This is a genomic window from Candidatus Symbiobacter mobilis CR (genome assembly GCF_000477435.1).
Taxonomy (GTDB): domain Bacteria; phylum Pseudomonadota; class Gammaproteobacteria; order Burkholderiales; family Burkholderiaceae_C; genus Rhodoferax; species Rhodoferax mobilis.
Genome location: NC_022576.1, coordinates 242,791 through 259,659, shown reverse-complemented (window position 1 = coordinate 259,659; position 16,869 = coordinate 242,791). Strand labels below are relative to the sequence as shown.

Sequence of the window (16,869 nt, the reverse complement as noted above, 5' to 3'; positions counted from 1 at the left end):
AACTTCATCTTGCTAGAAATGGCGCGCCCGCACCCGAATTTCTTGCCTCAACCGGCGAAATTCAGCTTCGGAATGGGAGGTTTGCAAGAGGCTCCTATTTGATTGAACCCACGAGGACCCTGCATGACAAATATCGTTCACACCCTGATCTCTGTGGCGCTGTGGCGCTGTAGGGTCTGCATGGCGGCGAGCTTGCTGGCCCTTGCGGCCTGCCATGCCGCCATGGCCGCGCCTCGCTTGATGGATACCTTGGGCGGCGAGCGGCCCATCCGGCTGCAAAGCCTGCACATCGATGCAGACATCAGCGGCTGCCTGGCACTCACCACGGTGCGCATGGTGTTTTTCAACCCCAACCAGCGTGCCCTTGAGGGACAGTTGCAGTTTCCATTGCTTGACGGCCAGCAGATCACGGCTTTTGCCCTGGACATCAATGGCCAGATGCGCCCTGCGGTTCCGGTCGAAAAAGCCAAAGGCCGTCAGATCTTTGAAGCCGTTGAACGACGCAAGACTGACCCCGCCCTACTTGAAAACACCCAGGGCAACAATTTCAGTCTGCGCGTTTACCCCATCGCTGCCAAGTCCACGCGCACGGTCGAGCTGAAATATGTGCAAGCTCTGGGACGCGAAGGTTCACAGTCCGTCTATCGCCTGCCGCTTGCCTACCCGGATCAACTGAAAGACTTCAAGCTGACTGTCAATGTGAAGGGCACGGCTGTACCGCCCACTGCCAGCGGTGCGCTGGGGCCGATCCAGTTTGCGCGCACCCGCCAGGGCTTGACGTCAAAGGTCGATAAAACCCACTATGTGGCCAACGGCCAACTCAAATTGCTGATGAATGCCCCCGCGCAAGCGACCACCTACGTGCAAGAGCATGAGGGAACGACCTATTTTGTGACCGAGATCCCGGTGTCACCCCAACGCAGCCCGCGTGAGTTGCCCAAGGTGGTGGGTTTGTTGTGGGACAGTTCAAGCTCAGGCGCGCTTCGCGCCAATGATGCGATTTTGCGGGTGCTGGATGACTACTTCAAGACAGTTGCCAACGTCGAGGTTCGCCTGACACACCTGCGCGACCGAGCCGACCCACCGCAAAACTTCAAGATCGTCAATGGCCGTTGGGACGAGCTACGCCAAAGCTTGCAAAACACGGTGTACGACGGTGCCAGCAACCTGGCCGATTGGCAGGAACAAACCGATGTCAGCGAGTACCTGCTGGTCAGCGACGGCCTGCACAACTACGGCAATGCGCGCTTTCCAACGCTGGCAGCAGGGCAACGTTTGTACGCCCTGAACGCATCCGTGACCGCAGATACCGCACGCCTTGCGGCCTGGGCGCAGGCCAGTGGCGGAGAGTGGGTGCAGGTGCAGGCCGACCAACCCAGCGCAGCAGCGCAAGTCCTTTTGACCCAAGGGCCGCATGTGCAATCGCTGCGCGCCACGGGTGCTGGCGATGTGCTGGTGGATACGGTGGACCCGCGCCAGGGCTTGCTGCGCCTGGTTGGCAAATTGACACAGCCCAAGGCTGAGGTAAGCCTGACACTGCTGGAGCACGGAAAGCCCAAAAATATCACCCTCGCAGTCTCAGCCAATGCGCCAACCCATGCGCTGGCTGCGTATTTGTGGGGCAACTATCGCTTGCGCCAACTTGAAGGCGACTTTGAACTGCACCGTGGCGAGATTCGCCGCATCGGGACAGCGCTGGGCATTCCAACTCGTGAAACCTCGCTGATCGTGCTCGACAGCGTGGAGGATTACGTTCGCTACGAACTGACACCACCGGCAGACCTGCTGGCCAGCTATGAACAATTGATGGATCAGCGCCGCCTGGACAAGACTGGACGGCAACAAAGACATCTGGAACAAGTGGTGCGTGACTTTGAGGGCAAAGTGGCTTGGTGGGAGCGGTCTTTTCCAAAAGATAACCCGCTTGCCTCTATTGCAACACCCTTAAGCAGTGACGTGGCCCGAATGTCAGTTGCGCCGCCTGTGGCAGTAGCCGTACCTGAATCAGAAGATGTGTTTGTTATGGCCCCACCTGCACCCGTTGAAGTGGGTTCTGCGGCACACTCCCGGCCCGAGGATGCCATGGCCAGGCTATCCCCCAGCTATCAGAGCAATGCCAGTCTGAACCAGGAACCGAGCAGCCCGGTCGTCGGTATCGCCCTGAAAAAATGGACATCTGATGCGCCCTACATTGCGCGACTGGGTGCAGCCAGTGCAGACACCCTGTATGCACAATACTTGGACGAAAAACCGTCTTACGCCGACAGCAGCGCATTCTTTTTGGATGTGGCTGACTTGCTGATCGACAAGGGCTTGCGTGAACTGGCTTTGCGGGTTCTGTCCAACCTGGCAGAAATGGACTTGGAAAACCGGCACGTTTTGCGTCTATTGGGTTACCGGCTGTTGCAGGCAGGTGCGCCAGAGTTGGCCGTATCCGTCTTTGAAAAAGTGCAGTACCTGGCGCAGGATGAACCGCAGTCATTTCGAGATCTGGGCTTGGCGCAAGCTGCGGCCGGACACCCTCAGCAGGCCATCGACCAGCTTTACGAGGTGGTCATTCGCCCGTGGGAACGCAGGTTTGGCGACATTGAACTGATTGCTTTGGCAGAAATGAATGCCATCATCGCATCGCAACCAACCGGCAAACTCGATACCAGCCGCATCGACCCACGCCTGAACAAAAACCTGCCGATGGACTTGCGCGTGGTGCTGACCTGGGACGCAGACAACAGCGACATGGATTTGTGGGTCACTGACCCCCGTGGAGAGAAGTCCTTCTATGGGAACCAACTGACCTATCAGGGCGGGCGCATGTCCACTGACTGTACATTGGGGTATGGGCCAGAGGAGTTTTCGCTGAGAAACGCCCTACCTGGCAAATACAAGATCGAAGCCAATTTCTATGGCTCACGCCAGCAGATCGTGGCCAATGCAACCACCCTACAGGTCAAACTGAGCAGTGGGTTTGGCACAGCAGAGGCGCAAGAGAAAATGATGACGCTTCGCCTGAAAGGTGAAGGCCATGTGGTGCAGGTGGGTGAATTTGAGGTCAAACCCAGGTAGGGGTGTCTTTTATGGTTGAGCCTCTTGCAAAACTCCTGCCGAAGCGAATAGCCGACTGCATTTGTCGCCTATAAATTGCGATTTTTTGGAGTCAAAGGGCTGATTCCGGAGTGGAATCGTTCCTGTGTCTATCCTGAAGGTCGGTATTTCATGATTCAGCGCGAACGGAAGCCGACATCTGCGGATGCCGTGGATTCCAAGGCGGGAGAAAGGGGGATCATGATCACAATCGCATCAATTGGTCAGCGGACAGCGCCAGTACGCCGAACATCAGGTGGCTCATTACTTTGGTAGCGCCCCTGACCATGAGGTGGCTTGCGCCAAACTCGTCCTTGAGACGAGCATTGGTGCGCTCTGCAGCGGTACGTTCGTTGTAGCGTTCGATCAACCCCACCGTCGTGGTAATCCCCAATACCACCTTGGCGACAAAAGCGTTTGCCAGCCACGAGCGTTCGTGCGGCGGGCGACCGAGACCGCACCACGATGCCCGTACATATTCCTCAAGGCGAACCCACTCCAGGGTATGGATCACTTTCTCCAGTTTGGGTGTCAACGGCCCCACCTCATTCCAGAGTTCGGGCAAAAGCTCTTCTTGGACAATGCTCCAACGTTGTATGAGAAGTTCACGTCGATTACTATTCATTTTGCGGGCGTTCGATGTCGGATTGAAGAACTTCATCTTGCTAGAAATGGCGCGCCCGCACCCGAAATTTTTGCCTCAACCGGCAAAATTCAGCTTCGGAATGGGGGGTTTGCAAGAGGCTCTATTGGGCACCGTTTATTTTGATGGGGAATTGGTTGTAAGGGAAATAGCCTGTAGCGACCAATAACCAAGACGAATGGCCCGCACCAGTAAAGTGGCGCCTCATTCACGACCCACCACGGAGTCACCATGCGCTTTCTTGATGTCAGAACCGATTTTGCTTTCAAAAAAGTTTTTGGTTCGCAACAGTCCAAACCGGTGTTGATCGACTTTCTCAATGCCATGCTTGATTGCGCTGGCGAATTTGCCATTGCTGACCTGGAGATTGTCGATCCCTACCAAATTCCCCTGCTCAAGGGCATGAAAGACAGCTTTGTCGATGTCAAGGCCGTGCTGGCCAATGGCAGCCAGGTCATCATCGAAATGCAGGTGCTCAATGTGGAAGGCTTCGAACAACGCATTCTCTACAACGCTGCCAAACAATACTCCAGCCAACTGCACCAGGGCGAGCATTACAAAATGCTCAACCCCGTCATCGCACTCACCTTTACAGATTTTGTTTTATTAGCAAAAATGGATTTACTTCATCAAAAACGCAGGCAAACTCGACATCATCCCGCAAAGCCTTGACACCCCGTGCATTCACCAAGCCTTTGAGATGATCAACGAGGCGGGTTTAAGCGAAGCAGAACTAGAAGCCCAACACAAACGGCGGGACTTTATTATTTTGCAGCGGGATGCATTGACAAAGGCTAGGAAAGATGGTGAGGAGGAAGGCCGTCTGGCCGAACGTCATGCCGTCATTTTCAACGCACACCGAAACGGTCTGCCACCCCAATTGATCACCAGCCTAGTCGGCTTAAGCGAAGCGGAGGTCACTCGGCTGCTTCAACGCCATGGGATCTGATCGGATAATTTCCAATCAAAAATTCCTATAACCCAAGTCCTGATTTCATTTGTATTCATGAATTCTGTAACAGCCTAAACGGATGTGACATCCATCGTGAGCATTGTCCAACCCTGATGTAACTACTGCCAACTGGAGGTCTTTTGATGAAAACACTCACCTTAACCGGGCTACTGTTCAGCCTATGCCTGCAACTGCCGCAGGCGCAAGCACAAACACCTGAGGCATCCCAGTCGCCTACGGCTGAGGCCAGTAGCCAAGCTGAAATTGACCGACTCAACAGTGAAGTGATCAAGCTCTACCAAGCAGGTCAATACGCCGCCGCGCTGATTCCTGCCCAACGCGCACTGGCCATCTCAGAAAAAGCCAATGGCCCCGAACATCCTTCAACCAGCACGAGCCTGAACAACCTGGCCGGGCTGTACGAATCCATGGGCCAGTACGCCCGCGCCGAGCCGCTCTATGTGCGCGCATTGGCCATTTCAGAAAAAGCCAATGGCCCCGAACATCCATCAACCGGAACGAGCCTGAACAACCTGGCCGGGCTGTACCGATCCATGGGCCAGTACGCCCGCGCTGAGCCGCTCTATGTGCGCGCTTTGGCGATCTCTGAAAAAGCCAACGGCCCCGACCATCCCTCAACCGGCACGATCCTGAACAACCTGGCCGGGCTGTACCGATCCATGGGCCAGTACGCCCGCGCTGAGCCGCTCTATGTGCGCGCTTTGGCGATCTCTGAAAAAGCCGAAGGCCCCGAACATCCCTCAACCGGAACGCGCCTGAACAACCTGGCCGGGCTGTACCAATCCATGGGCCAGTACGCCCGAGCTGAGCCGCTCTATGTGCGCGCTTTGGCGATCTCTGAAAAAGCCGAAGGCCCCGACCATCCCTCAACCGGAACGAGCCTGAACAACCTGGCCGGGCTATACCGATCCATGGGCCAGTACGCCCGAGCTGAGCCGCTCTATGTGCGCGCTTTGGCGATCTCTGAAAAAGCCGAAGGCCCCGACCATCCCTCAACCGGAACGAGCCTGAACAACCTGGCCGGGCTGTACCAATCCATGGGCCAACCCACCCAAGCCGAGCCGCTCTATCGCCGTGCCTACCGCATAGCCTTCAAGGCCGGCAACCCCGAGTTGCTGCGACACGTTCAAAACAATCTCAGCGATCTGTTCAAGTCCCAAGACAAGCCCGATGCCGCCATCTTCTTTGGCAAGCAGGCGGTCAATACCTTGCAAGGGTTGCGCGCCAATGTGGCCGAGTTGGGCAAGGACACGCTCAAGAGCTTTGATGCCACCATTGAGGGCACCTACCGCAGTCTGGCGCACCTGCTTATCGCCCAAAGCCGACTGGTTGAGGCAGAGCGGGTGCTTGAACTGCTCAAAGAGCAGGAGCAGTTTCAGTTTGTTCGCCGCGATGCTACTTTGGCCTCTACATCAGGGCGAGCCACGTTGACTGCTTTTGAAGCCACCCAGGACAAGATGCTGCTTCAAGCCGGTGCGCCGTTGGCACAGCTCTACAGCGAATTCACCGAGCTTGACAACAAAAAGAACCGCAGTGCCGCCGAAGACAGCCGCCGCCAGAGTCTGCAAATCCAGTTGGATCAAGCCGGAGAAGCCTTCCAGCAAGCCTTTGACCGGGTGCTTGCCGCACTCACCACCACGCGCCCCGACAAGGTGGATGAGATCAAGGACGCGCAGGGGTTGCAAGACATTCTGCGCGAGCTGGGTGAACGCCTGGGCCAGCCCGTGGTGGCCCTTTATACCGTGGTTGACCCAGAGAGCTATTCCCTGATCCTGACCACAGCCGAGTACCGGCGTGCCCACACCGTGCCGATCAAGGCCAGTGCCCTTAACGAGCAGATTGCCGCCTGGCGTACCACCCTCAAGGCCCCAACCCTGGATCCGGTGCCGCAAGCACGTGCATTGCTGGATGTGATTCTGCCCCCGGCGGCGCGCGCCGAACTGCAACAGGCCAAAGCTGGCACTCTGATGTGGCACCTGGATGGTGTTTTGCGCCTGTTGCCGCTGGCGGCGCTGCATGATGGCGAGAAGTACCTGGTGGAGCGCTACCGCCTGACCACCTTCACCCCGGCCAGTCTGGGCAACCTCAAGGATGCCCCCAAAACCCGATGGAACGCGCTGGGCCTGGGCGTGAGCGAAGCGCGCACGGTGGAGCAAAGGAGTTTCATGGCGCTGCCAGCGGTGGCGCGTGAGCTTGATACCGTGATTCGCGTGCCTGGCGGCCAGGGCGTGATGCCAGGCACGCGGCTTTTGAACCCCGAATTCACCTGGGCCACGATGCAAGACGAACTCAAGCGCAAGGGCAAATACCCGCTGATCCACGTCGCCAGCCACTTCAACCTGGAGCCTGGCAACGACACCATGAGCTACCTGCTGACCGGTGCCGGAGACCCGATCACCCTGGCGCAGTTGGTTCGGCAAAACAACCTCTTTGGCGGGGTTGACCTGCTCACCCTGTCGGCGTGCGAAACCGGCATTGGCGGCGGCAAAGACAGCAACGGGCGCGAAGTCGATGGCCTCTCGTTCATCGCCCAGCGCCAAGGTGCCAAGGCCGTGATGGCCACGCTGTGGCCGGTGGCCGACGCCAGCACTGCGCTGCTGATGGCGCGCTTCTACCAATTGCGCGAAAGCGATCACCTGACCAAAGCCGAAGCCCTGCGCCAGGCGCAACTGGCCTTGCTGCAAGGCACCGGTGCCAAGGCGGGCGAGCAGCCCAACACTACACCGGAGCAGCGTGGTGCGCAGCTCGTGCCAAGGCAGGGCACCGCTGCCGCCTTTGCCTTTAACCCCACAGCACCCTATGCGCACCCGTATTTTTGGGCGCCGTTTATTTTGATGGGGAATTGGTTGTGAGAACGATAGGCATCACAAGCTTGCTTGGGGTTGTGGTGTTGATGTCCTGGTCAGCTACCTGGGCTGTAGTGAGTGAAATTAGGCTGATGGTGCCACACGCCCATGTCCCGGACGTGATGGCCGTATCGGCAAACGCACAATGGGTTGCAACAGGGGCGGCAGACAAGACCATCAACATCTGGCATCCGGCGTCGGGCCGACAGTGGAAGACCCTCAGAGGACACGGACATGGTGTGCATTCCCTGGCATTTAGTGATGACGGGGCACTGCTGATCAGTGGCGCAGATGGCGCTGAGGTGCGCCTATGGCGGGTTGCAGACGGCAAAGTGGTCTGCGCTTTTCAGTTTGACCATGACCCAAATAGATTCTTTGAAGTTTTAGATTTCATCCGTGTACATGTGAACAATTCAGGCGATGGCTGGGGGCTAACAAACTTTGGGGTGCTTCATCGTTTCCAGGCCAAAGGTTGTCGAAAGCTCGCGCCCCAGAAACTGCACGCAGGGCAACAGGCCGATGCGAGTGGTTTCTTGGCGGACGCACTTGAGCACTCGGACGGCTGGTGGTTGCTGGGTAGCGGCGAGCTACGCAGTCTGGATACAACTGGGAAACTAATCTGGAAAGTTGCCTTGGCTGGTAACGCAGTGCGGTTGATTGCAGCACCTGAGCCCAGTCTTGGCGTGGCAGTTCAGTTGGCTAATGGCACGTTACAGGTTTTCGACAGTAAGGGTAAGCCGGGGCCGGTAACGGATTATGGTGTGGGTGATGCGCGTAATTCATCCATCGCCCTAACGGCAGATGGATTTGTTGCAGCCAGTAGTGGGCGTACGCTGACGCTGATGCGCGGCAGTCAGCGCCAGGAACTTTGGCCGAATGAGAATGCGCAAGGGATGTCGATTGGCGACGGTCTTGGCGATCTCAATTTGGTGGCGATACGGAAGGATGTTGTGGTTGTGGCGGGAAACGCAGGAGTTATTACGCTCAACCGCCACAGTGGAAAACTGCTTGGGCGCATTGCAGTGGTAGCAGCGCCGTCTGACTATGTCATTGCAGCAAGTACCGATGGCCGCTGGTTGCTTCAGGCAGGCCTAGGAAAACTGACGCTATGGGATATGGAGAGCGGCCGTCCTAGTTACACCGTCGAACCCGGGAACCTATGGGACACAAAATTTGCAAGCTTTTTGCCCGATCAGAAAGTGTTGCTGATTGGGAGCGAGGGGCCTGCGAATGATCGCTTCTTGATGATTTACGACTTGCGGGAGGGGCGTGTCGTAGCAAAGAAAGAATTAAACGATCACCCAATGGCTCTTGCAACGGATATAGCGGGACGCCATGCCTTTGTCGCTCGACAACAGGGAGGGGTTGGCGTATATGCTCTACCTGACCTTCAACCCGTCACCGTACTACCGACGCTGCACCAGCCCCAGCGGTTAAGTCTGGATGAAAAGGGGGAGCGCTTACTCATAGGTGGTGCAAATGTTCTCGAAGTGACTGACGTTGCCAGTGGCAGTCGGCTACTGTCCCTACAGCCCACGTCCGACACTTTCTTTTCTATAAGCGCAGAGCAACTGTCTCTTGATGGCAGCGAGGTGTGGATAGCGACTGAGCGCGGGGTGAGTGCCTATGGCGTATCCGGCAACACGGCGCCCCGCTGGCATACACCTATTGCGACCGGGTCTTTTGGTACGCAACTTACGCGCTCAACTGACGGAAAACGGCTTGCACTGCTAGGCACTTGGGGGCAGAAATCTGCTTGGCTTGACACAGTCACTGGTCGCGCAACAGACTTTGGTCAACTCGTTTTCCCTTACTCGGCTGTTTGGCTGGACGCGAGACATTTGGTCGTTCTGGAGGAGGACCATGCTCTGCGCCTGTGGCAGGTTGACCAGCCTTTGCCGTTGCTGGAGATGCGGATTTTTCCTGAAATTTTTGGCAATAACTGCTCAGTGGGGATCTGTCTGCAGATGTTCCCCTGGTTGGTGAACACGTCCGATGGACGATTTGACGCGGGCGATATTGCAGACCTTCGGTCTCTCGCTTGGTATCGAGCCGACCAACCTCTGAAGCCGCTGCCATTTGAATGGTTAGCCCGCTCGGGGTTTGAGCCACGATTGCTGCGGCATACGTTGGCCAATGGCTTGTCCACCAGGCAGGTGAAAGCGTCGGCCAAGTTTGATCCACCGGAGGTGCGCATAAGCAAGGTGGCATCGTCTGCAAGTGACCCTGCTGCGCTGCGGGTGGAAATAGAAGTGCAGTCAAACACCGCCAAGTTGGGAGGGGTGCGCTTGCTTCGTGATGGAGTGCAGGTAAAAGTCTTTAGAAAAGAAGATATGCCTGCGTCATTGGCGGGTAAGGTGCGGTTTAAGCTCATTGTTGATCCAGTGAGCTACAAACCAGGCATTCCGTCACTTCGGTTTGAGGCAACTGCTTATGATTTGGAAGGAGTAAGTAGCACTGCGGCCGTTGACTACAAACCGGTGTGGGATGTCAATAACCTTACCCAGGCACATAGCCGCAAGAGGGTTTTTCTCATCAACATTGGGGTGAACCGCCACGAGAACGCAAGTTTCAACCTGGACTATGCGGCCAATGACGCAAGGCTAATAGGTAACTCTCTGGCTGCTCAATTGGCCAAATTTGGCGTGATGGGCGAAGGGATTCAGGTGTCCTTAGTGTCAGATGACAGCGGCGACACGGCCAGCAAAGCGCGCATCCGTGAGGCAATTCAAATTCTTGCGGGGCAGGCGCCGGCTAGTAGCGACCCTGTGTTGGCCGGGTTGCGTCGTGCAGATATAAACGACACCGTCATCATCAGCTTCGCAGGACATGGTTTGACGGATAACGAGAGCAAGTTTTACCTGTTGCCATCTGACACTGGTGCAGGTAGTTCTCGTTCAATTACCCCGGAGTTGTTAAGTCATGCTATTGCAAGTGAAGAATTGTCTGGATGGATGGATGGACTTGACACTTACCAGACCGTGCTAATTATTGATGCCTGCCACGCCGCTGCATCGGTCGATGCCGAGGGGTTTGTTCCCGGCCCGATGGATAGTCGCAGTTTGGGTCAGTTGGCCTACGATAAAGGTGTTGCAGTTCTGGTTGCTACGCAGGCAGATGACGTGGCGCTAGAAAGCAGTCAACTGAGGCAGGGCTTACTGAGCTATGCGCTGATGGTTGATGGTCTCGACACAAAAGCGGCCGACTTTGCGCCCAAGGACGGAATTGTTGGGTTGGTTGAATGGCTGACTTATTCAACCTTGCGAGTGCCAGAGCTGGCGCGACAAATTCGCTCTGGAACATTGTCTCTTGCTCCCGGCTCCCGAGGGGCGAGGCGCTTGAATTCCGAAAAGACAACCCGCACTGTGGTCGCACAGTCCCCTACACTTTTCTACTTCCGTCGAAGCAAGGAACCTGATGGCTTTTTGTTCTTTGACATAAAAAAATGAGGGGTTCGGAAAAATTGGCACTGGTTCAATTGAATGGGATTTGGCTATGCGGTCAAGGGAATCATGAAAAGTTCGCCCAAAGAGAGCTTCTTATCAAGAATTCCTGGTGCAACAGCCGGAACTTTTTTGTAGTGAAATGCGTCCGGATGAAGTTATGTATCACCCAAAGAACGTCCAGTGTTCTTTGAAGTCCATTCTCGTTTTCGCATATGTATTTGTACGTCGGCCAAAGGCTGGATTGCGACGGCGAAGATCGCTGTTGAACGCTTCGCAGTGATTCGCATGAATATCATTTTCGTTAATATCCTGAACGGTTGGCGGATGTTCCGATTGCGGTTCTTGATATTTTGGACGTTTCGGACCTTTTTTATGAGCTTGGGAGCCTTTGTTTTTTAAACGGAGAGAATGCTTACTGCCTCTGGATGTCGTCCACATTTGTTGGTGGCAAGCGGTGCTTCAAAACGCTTGTTTCGCTTCATCTACCATATTCTGAAGTGGAGTCCCTCAAATCCCATTCAACTGAACCAGTGCCCATCCGGGGTGATAGGATGTTGGGCAAAACGTGCGTTGCTTTCAATGAAAGGACAGAACGATGAAATCTGGTTATTTGACAAGCACAGCCATTTTGCTGGCTGCATGGCTAATGGGTGCCCAGGCGCTGGCACAAGCTGGCGAAGCAAGCAAAGCACCGTTGGGCGAACCCAAAGTGCTTTATGTACTGGATGCCATCGCCAATAACACGACTGCTCAAAAAAGCGATGGGGTGACGCTGGTCATGGTCAGCGAGGATGGCCAACATTTCCGTGCCCTGGGTGGTTTCCACAGCAAGGCTCTGTTTGGCCGCATGGATGCCCTTGGGGCCAAGGCAGCATGTCCGCCTCAAGTCACCGACATGGCAACAAGCTGCTTTGGGTTTGACGGCACACTGCACCTTGGGAACGACGGATCCGGCTTTCCCGCCGACACCCGTGCCGGACTGCACTTGAGTGTGCGTCTGAAAGACGGCAAGGGCACAGGGGACTTTCAGATTGCACCCGTCGGGGAATTGTTGCCCCAAGCACAGCATGGCACTCTGGAACTGCCACAGTCCCGCACCGAACCACAGGCCAGCTTGCAACTGGCGCATAGTCTGCACTTGGGAGCCGAACATGACGCTGCCTTTTCTGTTGAAGAGCGCCTGCTGTCTCGGTATCCAGACAATGCCGACATCTACTGGCAACGAGGTCGGTGGCTAGGAAAGCTCAAGCGTGAAACCGAGGCTATTGCTGATTTACGGCGAGTCACGGCATTAAAACCTGACTTTGCCGATGCCTGGGGACAACTGGGCTGGTTTTTGTTACTTCAGCAGAATGGAAAAGCTGCCCAGGAGGCATGCATCAAAGCACAAACCTTGAAACCAGACAGCTATGCCTGGACAGTGAATCTTGGTCATACCTACTTATTGCAAGGCGATCGGGAAACCGCCTATGTTTGGTACAAAAAAATCCTGCCGCTGATTCCCGACGAGGCTTCCCTGACATCCGGGCCATTGGCTGATTTCGAACTTTTTATTCAGAAGGGCTGGCAAGTTGAGCCCAGCCGAACAGCCAAAGACTGGTTTACTGTGCATGGTCAGGCAGCAATAGCCAGCAACGCTGAAATTGACCGACTCAATAGTGAGGGGATCAAGCTCCACCAAGCAGGTCAATACGCTGCCGCGCTCGTCCCCACTCAACGCGCACTGGCCATTTCAGAAAAAGCCAATGGCCCCGAACATCCCTTGACCTGCACGAGTCTGAACAACCTGGCCTTGCTGCATCAAGCCATGGGCCAGTACGCCCGCGCCGAGCCGCTCCTTGTGCGTGCCCTGGCCATCTCAGAAAAAACCAATGGACCAGAACATCCAACAACCGGCATGAGCATGAACAACTTGGCAAAGTTGTACCAAGACATGGGCCAGTACTACGCCCGCGCCGAGACGCTCCTTGTGCGCGCACTGGCCATCTCAGAAAAAATCAATGGCCAAGAACATCCAACAACCGGCATGAGCCTGAACAACCTGGCCGATCTGTACCAACACATGGGCCAGTACGCCCGCGCCGAACCTCTTTATGTGCACGCATTGGCCATCTCAGAAAAAGCCAATGGCCCCGAACATCCCTCAACCGGCACGAGCCTGAACAACCTGGCCTTGCTGTACCAACACATGGGCCAGTACGCCCGCGCCGAGCCGCTCTATGTGCGTGCTCTGGCCATCTTAGAAAAAGCAATTGGCCCCGAACATCACGAAACTGGCAGTGTGCTGTCCAACTTGGCCACGCTGTACCAAGACATGGGCCAGTACGCCCGCGCCGAGTCGCTCTATGTGCGCGCACTGGCCATCTCAGAAAAGGCTGAAGGCCCCGAACATCCCTCAACCGGCACGATACTGAACAACCTGGCCGAGCTGTACAGAACCATGGGCCAGTATGCACGCTCCGAGCCGTTCTATGTGCGCGCACTGGCCATCTCAGAAAAGGCTGAAGGCCCCGAACATCCCTTAACCGGCACGAGCCTGAACAACCTAGCCTTGCTGTACCACGTCCAGGGACGATTCGACGATGCCTTGCCGCTTTATGAGCGCGCTCTAGCCATATCAGAAAAGTCCCAAGGCCCTGAACATGCCTCAACCGGCAGGCAACTGAACAACCTGGCCGGGCTGTACGAATCCATGGGCCAGTACGCCCGCGCAGAGCCACTCTACCTGCGCGCATGGCGCATTGCCAGCACTGCCGCAACACCAGAACTGTCCTGGACTGTCCAAGACAACCTCAGTCGTTTCTACACCCCATCCCATCCAGAACTCGCCATCTGGTACGGCAAGCAGGCCGTCAATACCTTGCAAACCGTACGCTCCACCAATACCGCACTCGATACCGCCACCCAAAAAAGCTTCCTCGACAAAAACGAATCCACCTACAAAAAACTGGCCGACCTGCTCTTTGCCCAGGGGCGCCTCGCAGAAGGCCAGCAAGTGTTGGCCATGCTCAAAGAAGCCGAATACTTCGACTTCATCCAGCGCAACAACCCCACAGACCCCAGAACCACCCGAGTGGTTTGCACCGGCCACGAACAGCCGTGGTGCCAGCGTTACGAGCAAATCAGCAATCAGCTTGCCGCCATCGGCAAAGAACACGAATCCCTTCGCAAAAAAGCCAAGGACGATCCAGCCAGCTTGACCGCTGAGGAACAAGCACGCAAAACCCAACTGGAATCCGACCTCGAAGTGGCACGCAAGGCCTACGACGCCTTTATGGTCGCATTGAAACGCGAATTCACCCAAAACGCTTCCGCCGATCGTCTGCAAGATTTCGGTGAGAAAAACCTGGCCAGCCTGCGTGCCCTACAAGGCACCCTGCGCGACCTGGGACATGGCGCCGTCACCCTGCATTACCTCATGACCGACAAGCGGCTGTGGATTCTCCTCACCACCCCCACCGTCCAAATCCAACGTGAAAGCCCCATCAGCGAGGCCGACCTGAACCGCCAGATTGGCCACTACCGCGAAGCCATTAAACGGCGCGACCCCAACATCAAGACACTGGGCAAAGCGCTCTACGACCTGCTCATCGCCCCTGTGGCCGCCGACCTGCAACAAGCCGGTGCCCAAACCCTGATGCTCTCGCTGGACGGTGCCATGCGCTACCTGCCCATGGCTGCGCTCTACGACGGAGAACACTACCTGTCCCAACGCTACCGCCTGGCCATGTACACCTCGGCTGCCAAAGACAAACTCAAGGACAAACCCCAAACCACCTGGACACTGGCCGGCTTCGGTCTAACCCAAAAAATCAAACACTTTGCAGAACTTCCTTCCGTAAAAAGCGAATTGGAAGGCATCCTGCAAAACATGTCAGGCCATATCAAACTCGACGGTGACTTTACCGCCCAAGCCTTCAAAATCGGACTAGAAAGCGAACCGCCGGTCGTTCATCTCGCCAGCCACTTTGTGTTCCAGCCCGGCAACGAGACCCATTCGTTCCTGCTCATGGGCGATGGCTCCGAACTCTCACTCCAGTCCATCAAGGACGGTTACCAATTCATCAATCTGGACTTGTTGACCCTATCCGCCTGCGAAACCGCCGTCGGCGGCGGCAAGGATGAAAACGGCAGAGAAGTCGAAGGCTTTGGAGCCTTGGCACAAAACCAGGGCGCAAAAGGCGTGATTGCCACACTTTGGTCCGTGGCTGACCAAAGCACCGGCCAGTTCATGCAACTCTTCTACGGCTATCGCCAGCACAACCCGGGCATTACCAAGGCACAAGCCTTGCAAATGGCCCAACAAGCCTTCATCGAAGGCCGCGTAGGCCCTGCCTTGGCCGAAGTCTCCCGTGGGGCAACGCGCATCGGTTCCGTCAAATCCGCCGCAGCGGTCAACACCACCGACCATCCTTATTATTGGGCACCGTTTATTTTGATGGGGAATTGGTTGTAAGGGAAATAGCCTGTAGCGACCAATAACCAAGACGAATGGCCCGCACCAGTAAAGTGGTGCCACATTCACGACCCACCACGGAGTCACCATGCGCTTTCTTGATGTCAGAACCGACTTTGCTTTCAAAAAAGTCTTTGGTTCGCAACAGTCCAAACCGGTGTTGATCGACTTTCTCAATGCCATGCTTGATTACGCTGGCGAATTTGCCATTGCTGACCTGGAGATTGTCGATCCCTACCAAATTCCCCTGCTCAAGGGCATGAAAGACAGCTTTGTCGATGTCAAGGCCGTGCTGGCCAATGGCAGCCAGGTCATTATTGAAATGCAGGTGCTCAACGTGGAAGGCTTCGAACATCGCATTCTCTACAACGCTGCCAAGCAATACTCCAGCCAACTGCACCAGGGCGAGCAGATGCACAGAAGACTGTGATTCTGAATGCTCGCCGAAATGGTCTATCGCCACAGTTGATCGCCAGTCTGGTCGGATTGAGCGAAGCAGAAGTCACACAACTACTGCAAAGCCTCGGCATCTGATTGGTTATGCGGCACGGCAAAAACTGCAGCATAAGAGCAACGAAAGTCGCGATCAGCGCCTGACGCGCATAGTCCGTTACCCCAAGAAGCGCGGCCATCGCGACTTCCGTTGCTCCTACCCCAGCACAATGTCCCCGTTCTCGTTGTAGGAGTGGACGGCCTTTGCAGAGCCTACTGCAATAGGCTTTTGGAACCCATTCATAGGCTTTTGGAACCCATTCATAGGCTTTTGGAACCCATTGTTAGTGCCCATTCATGCCATGCATGATTCGGCTGATGGCCAGATCGGCAGCAAACTGGATGTAGGGTTCCTCGGCAAAGCGATCTTTGAGCTTGCGCAGGGCATCAAGGGCGGCAGGCGTTCCCACCTCGCCCAGCAAATCGACGGCCGTGGCACACACGTTGACTTCGGAGTCGAATTCGGCCACCTCGCACAACCACTGCTCCACACGGGGATGGCGCAATGCTTCGAGGATATTGACGGCAAAAATTCGCACATCGCTATCCGCATCGTGCAGCAAATCTTGCATGACCGGCGCGACGACGTCGGGCAACAACCTCATGGCGCTGACGGCCTCGTTGCGCAGAGCCGCATCTTCGCTGCGCAGACAGTCGATCAGGCCCCGCACCGCCGTGGTGTCCCCCAAGCAGGTGAGGGTCGTCAGGATGACTTCTCGTACCGAAACATCTTTTTCTTGGAGTAAACGCTCTACGAGCACACTGGAACTATGGATGTGATCCAGCATATCCCGGGCCGCCCACCGGCGTGTTTGCGGGTCGGGATCCATCAATTTCGCTACGAGCGCTTCATACCCCCGATCGCTCCTCCAGGAAGGATGCCCACCTTGGGGTACGACATACGACCGAACCAACCCCATTCCCACTCCCAA

At 56.0% G+C, this 16,869-nt stretch carries 9 protein-coding genes and 1 pseudogene; 7 read left to right on the top strand and 3 right to left on the bottom strand.

The features are described from left to right. The first annotated feature begins 123 nt into the window (after nucleotides 1–123). Nucleotides 124–3,063 carry a VIT domain-containing protein gene (locus CENROD_RS01010; protein WP_151194558.1) on the top strand — a complete coding sequence of 980 codons (2,940 nt, stop codon included), beginning with the start codon at nucleotides 124–126 and terminating at the stop codon, nucleotides 3,061–3,063. A gap of 298 nt (nucleotides 3,064–3,361) precedes the next feature. On the opposite strand, the pseudogene CENROD_RS12910 reads toward CENROD_RS01010, so the two are convergent. Next, nucleotides 3,362–3,706, bottom strand: a pseudogene (locus CENROD_RS12910) (transposase); the annotation flags it as partial. 249 nt (nucleotides 3,707–3,955) lie between these two features. Between CENROD_RS12910 and CENROD_RS14025 the strand changes: the two are divergent. From CENROD_RS14025 to CENROD_RS00985, 4 genes are all read left to right on the top strand, one after another. After that, nucleotides 3,956–4,396: an Rpn family recombination-promoting nuclease/putative transposase gene (locus CENROD_RS14025; protein ID WP_022771190.1), complete on the top strand. Its 441-nt coding sequence runs from the start codon at nucleotides 3,956–3,958 to the stop codon at nucleotides 4,394–4,396. 28 nt (nucleotides 4,397–4,424) lie between these two features. After that, nucleotides 4,425–4,673 (top strand): hypothetical protein, encoded by a 249-nt coding sequence (locus tag CENROD_RS14020; RefSeq protein WP_022771189.1) that lies wholly within the window; start codon nucleotides 4,425–4,427, stop codon nucleotides 4,671–4,673. 146 nt (nucleotides 4,674–4,819) lie between these two features. Then, nucleotides 4,820–7,549 (top strand): CHAT domain-containing tetratricopeptide repeat protein, encoded by a 2,730-nt coding sequence (locus CENROD_RS12265; protein WP_022771188.1) that lies wholly within the window; start codon nucleotides 4,820–4,822, stop codon nucleotides 7,547–7,549. A gap of 86 nt (nucleotides 7,550–7,635) precedes the next feature. After that, the gene (locus tag CENROD_RS00985) at nucleotides 7,636–10,992 is read left to right on the top strand and encodes a caspase family protein (RefSeq protein WP_022771187.1); all 3,357 of its coding nucleotides are present in this window, start codon (nucleotides 7,636–7,638) and stop codon (nucleotides 10,990–10,992) included. Nucleotides 10,993–11,151: 159 nt separating this feature from the next. On the opposite strand, the gene CENROD_RS13420 is transcribed toward CENROD_RS00985, so the two are convergent. Next, nucleotides 11,152–11,427, bottom strand: a complete 276-nt coding sequence (locus CENROD_RS13420; protein ID WP_151194557.1) for a hypothetical protein — start codon at nucleotides 11,425–11,427, stop codon at nucleotides 11,152–11,154. 157 nt (nucleotides 11,428–11,584) lie between these two features. Here CENROD_RS13420 and CENROD_RS12260 point away from each other — a divergent pair, with 157 nt between their 5' ends. Both CENROD_RS12260 and CENROD_RS00975 read left to right on the top strand, forming a co-directional pair. Further along, nucleotides 11,585–15,445 carry a tetratricopeptide repeat protein gene (locus CENROD_RS12260; protein ID WP_022771185.1) on the top strand — a complete coding sequence of 1,287 codons (3,861 nt, stop codon included), beginning with the start codon at nucleotides 11,585–11,587 and terminating at the stop codon, nucleotides 15,443–15,445. Nucleotides 15,446–15,533: 88 nt separating this feature from the next. Further along, nucleotides 15,534–15,875, top strand: a complete 342-nt coding sequence (locus CENROD_RS00975; protein WP_022771184.1) for an Rpn family recombination-promoting nuclease/putative transposase — start codon at nucleotides 15,534–15,536, stop codon at nucleotides 15,873–15,875. A 346-nt stretch (nucleotides 15,876–16,221) separates the two neighbouring features. Here CENROD_RS00975 and CENROD_RS00970 read toward each other — a convergent pair whose 3' ends face one another. Then, complete coding sequence (locus tag CENROD_RS00970) at nucleotides 16,222–16,857, bottom strand: HEAT repeat domain-containing protein (protein ID WP_041193160.1); 636 nt, start codon at nucleotides 16,855–16,857, stop codon at nucleotides 16,222–16,224. Nucleotides 16,858–16,869 lie beyond the last annotated feature (12 nt).